Raw genomic sequence first — 4,342 nt, 5'->3', positions numbered from 1 at the left:
TTATCGTTTCAAGGTAAAATGGGCATTGAGTTCCTTCCGTTGTCCGGTCAGGGGCTCGTCATAGGCCAGTGTGAACCAGTAGTCGCTCGTGGGCATCCTATTGCCGTTGAACGTACCGTCCCATCCTGACCCTCCCGGGCTCAGCTGCTTGATCAGCTTCCCGTAGCGGTCAAATATATAAATTTTAGCGTTAGGCTGGCCCGCCAGCCCAACAATGTTCCACGTATCGTTGTTGCCGTCGCCGTTGGGCGTAAAGAACCTGGGGTAGTCGATCACCTGGACCTCTACGCTGGCCACGCCGCAGCCGTTGACGTCCCTGGCGCTAACCGTGCGGATCCCCGGGCGCACATCGAGGAAAACGCCCTCTTCCTGCCAAGGGCCGCCATCAAGGCTGTACTCGTACACCCCTTGTCCCGTCGCCAGTGCCTGGATCACGTTGCTACCCGTAAAGGCCTCGCTCACCAGCTCGGCATCAAGGTCCGGTGGACCGCTCTCCTCTACCAGTGCCGTGTCGTCGCTCAGGCAGCCCGTCACAACGTCCTCGACCACCACCATATAGCTCCCGCCCTGTAAAGGGACCAGGCTAGGGCCCGTTTCCCCGGCAAGGACCTGGCCGTCCAACGACCATTCAAAGGTATGGTCCGTAGCCGACAGGCCGGTATCCAGCACCGGTGTATCAACCACTTCGCTGCCGTCCGTGCCAACGCACAGCAGGTAACTGTCCTCAAGGTCGAACTCAGGCAGGGGATCCACCCTGAGGGTCATCGGTGCCACATCGAAGCATATCGAACCGTCCTGCCCGGAAGCGTCAGGCGTGTCGTTATCAACACGTGCATAGATCACCTGGGGGTTCGCAACGTTCTCGTAAAGATCGGGCAACGGGTTGACCAACAGCAATGCGTCCTGCTCCGTTGCATAATAGCTCACTGTATAGTCCGCAGGGTCCTGGCCGTCCAGTACCGCTCCGTCCTGCGTCGATAGCTCAAACTGTACGCTGTCGTCCGTAGGGTCGCCGTCAGTCTCCATAGCGTCGTCGCACAACGGGTATACGAGCGGCTCCATACCAGGGTTGGCCACTGCGGCCTCCTGCACCTCGATCCCGAAACGCTGCGTCGCGACCGAACAGCCAGTGGCATTGTCCGTTATCGCTACGTATATCTCCTGTGGATTGGCCGTGTTCGTATAGAGACCCGTTATGCCGTTGTCCAGTGCCTCGGCATCCGCCAAGGTCTCGTGGTAGCTCACCGTATAGGCCGATGGGTCCTGGCCGCCAAGTACCTCCGTATCCTTTTCCGTTAGGTCGAACTGCGCAGATCCGTCCGTGTTCAGCTCGCACTGGATAAGGTCCGTTACCGCCACCACCGTCGGGAGCGGGTTTACGATGATGGAGAACTCCACTACCGTATAACAGCCCGTAACGTCGTTCTCGACCCTGACATGGATATCCTCTACAGGGCTCGCCGTGTTGATATGCACCGTAGGGTCCGCTATGGCATTGGCACCGCTGTCCGCATCCTCAGCAGAAGTATGGTAGCTCGGCGTAACGCCGGCCTCGCCGTTGAGTATCAATAGCTCGTTCTCGGTAAGGTCGAAGGCCTCAACGCCGTCGCCCGTGTTCACCTCGTCGCAAAGCTCAAGGTCCGGTAACAGGTCGCTGGGCGTCGGCGTAGGGTTCGGGAGCACACGTATGGTCAGCGTCGCAAAGTCGACGCAGCCCGTGTCGTTGTCCGTAACCACTACGTAGAGCGTCTGCGGGTTCGCCGGAAGGCCGCCCACCGAAGTGTTCGTATACTGCGAAGGGTCGGGTATCGCACCCGTCTGGCCCTGGGCGTCCGCATCCGTCTCGTAATAGGATACCGACCAGCTTGCATTGCCGCCCGTGATCTCCGTATCCTTAACCGTTAGGTCGAAGACCGTGAGCTGGTCGCCCGGTTCCCCCAGGTCGTCGCAGAGCTCCAGGGGCGAAGGCTGTACCGCTACCGGCGGAAGCTCCACCTGCAGCTCGAAACCGCCCGTATCCAAGCAGTCCGTCACAGGGTCGTAAAGCCTCACGTACAACGTCTGCGGATTGGACGTGTTCGTATAGTTGCCGACGTTGGCTATGGGGTTAGCGCCCGTAGCCGCGTCAGCTGCGTCGATATGGTAGCTCAGCTCCAACTGTGCAGGGTCCTGGGTACCGTACACGAGCGCGTCCATCTCCGTAAGGTCGAACTGCGTGATACCGTCGCCGTCGTCATCGCAGCGTACCAAGGGCGGTAGGTCCTGTGGTACCTCAGGAGAGGGCACTACGATGAGCTCCAGTGTATTAAGGGTAAGGCTGTAACAGCCAGTAATCGTATTCTCGGAACGCACGTATATCTCTTGGCTGTCCGCCACTATGTTCGTATAAAGGCCAATTATGGGATTGTCGCCCTGCTCCGCCTCCTCCTGTGTCTCGTGGTAGGTGATCACAACATCGGCCTCACCGTTGGTGATCTCTACGGTGCGCACCTCCAGGTCGAACTCCGCAAAGCCGTCGTTGTCATCGTCGCAAACCTCTATAGGGTCGGGATTCGGCTCGGGAGATGGCACGGGGTCTACCCTTAGCGTAAGGGTAACCGTTGCGTAGCAGCCCGTAAGCTCGTCCTCGCCCCTGACGTAGACCGTCTGGGCGTTCATCGTGTTAAGGTAAGGACCCGTTATCGCGCCGGTGCCCGCATCCGCATCCGCCAAGGTCTCGTGGTAGGTCAGCAAAATACCCGTCTGTCCGTTGAGTACCGTAGCATCGGCCTCCGTAAGGTCGAACGGCTCCTGCCCGTCGCCCGGCGTGAGCGCATCGCACAGCGACAGGGGCGGTGGCGTAGCGAGCACCGGTAGCGGGTTGACCATCAGTTCGAGCTCCGCAAGCTTGTAACAGCCGCCAAGGGTCGCCGTGTCGTCCACCCGGACCCAGACCGTCTGCATGCCAGCCGTCGTGTTCGTATAGGCCGTGGGAACGGCTATGGCCGGCGTGCCGGCATCGGCAGCGGCCTCGCTCTCGTAATAGCTCAGTATATATTGTGTGGCGTCCAGGCCATCGAGGATATCCGCGGCAGCGGCCGTAAGGTCGAACTCTGCAAGGCCGTCGGCGCTCGCATCGTCGCACTCCTCAAGTGCCGTGGCCGTACCCAGCTGTGGCGTCGGCTCCACGATTAGCTGTAGCTCCACGACCGTGGCGCAGTCCGTGGCTATCGTTGGGCTCTCCACACGCGCAAAGAGCGTTTGCCCATCTTGGACAATATTATTGTAGGGTACCGTGGCATCTATAGCGTCAACACCGTTGTCCGCATTGGCCTGGGTCTCGTGGTAGCTTACCTCGAGCGTCGCATCGCCGCCCGTGATCTCCGCATCGGCAAGGGTGAGGTCGAACTCCCCGAAGCCATCGCTATCGGGATCGCAGAACACCAAGGGCTGCGGCACAAAGGCGACCGGTGCCTGCTCAACAACAAGTTCCAAGGGGACCGTAGCGTAACAGCCCGTAGAGGCGTCCTCCACGCGCACGATCACCACCTGGTTGTTCGCAAGGTTCGTATAGGGTATAGGGAGATCGTTCTGGCCAAGGTCCGCATCGCCCTGGGTCTCGTGATAGCTCACAAGGTACGTGCCGTTGCCACCGCTGACCTCCGTGTCCTTTAGGCCAAGGTCTATGGACGTGATACCGTCGGGCGTACCGTCGTCGCACACCTCCAAGGGCGTAGGGAAAACGGCCGTGGGGAGCGCCTCGACAACAAGGGCGAAGGCTATCTGCGAACTGCAGCCCGTCAATGTGTTGGTCAGTACCGCGACTATCGTCTGCGGCGTATTTATATTGGCGTAGGGCGCCGTTATCGCGTTGGTCAGAGCGTCCGCGTCCGCCTGGCTCGGATAGTACGCCACCGCTACGTTGGCCTGGCCGTCTATGAGCTCCGCATTCTTTGCGCTTAGGTCGAAGACCTCCGTTAGGTCACCGGGATTGTTGACGTCGCAAACCACAATATCGTCCGTGGTAACCGTTGAAGGTACCGGGTGCACAACCAGCTGTAGCGTTGTGGTGGCGAAACAGCCCGTGACCGAATCCTCGATACGAACGTAGACCTCCTCGCCACCGGCCACCGTATTGCTGTAAGGGTCCGGAAGGGCAGACGTGCCGCTAAGCGCATCGCCAGGGGTCGCATGGTAGCTCACAAGCATGCCCGTCTGGCCGCCCTCGACCTCCGGCGTCTTCGTGCCAAGCGCAAAGACCGCAATGCCGTCATTATTGTCGTCGCAGACCTCGAAGTCCGTAGGTGCATTTGCGATAGGATTGGGCAATACTTCCAAATCAAGCGTCGTGACGTTGTAGCAA

General features: G+C 59.8%; 1 protein-coding gene. It reads right to left on the bottom strand.

The features are described 5' to 3' along the window. Positions 1-4,308, bottom strand: coding sequence for a T9SS type B sorting domain-containing protein (locus J4050_RS14965; protein ID WP_243878660.1), 4,308 nt, complete (start codon positions 4,306-4,308; stop codon positions 1-3). Between the last annotated feature and the right edge of the window lie 34 nt (positions 4,309-4,342).

This window comes from Winogradskyella pelagia (assembly GCF_017581965.1).
Lineage (GTDB): Bacteria > Bacteroidota > Bacteroidia > Flavobacteriales > Flavobacteriaceae > Winogradskyella > Winogradskyella pelagia.
The sequence above is the reverse complement of the archived record's forward strand: the minus strand, read 5'-3'. Positions and strand labels throughout refer to the sequence as shown.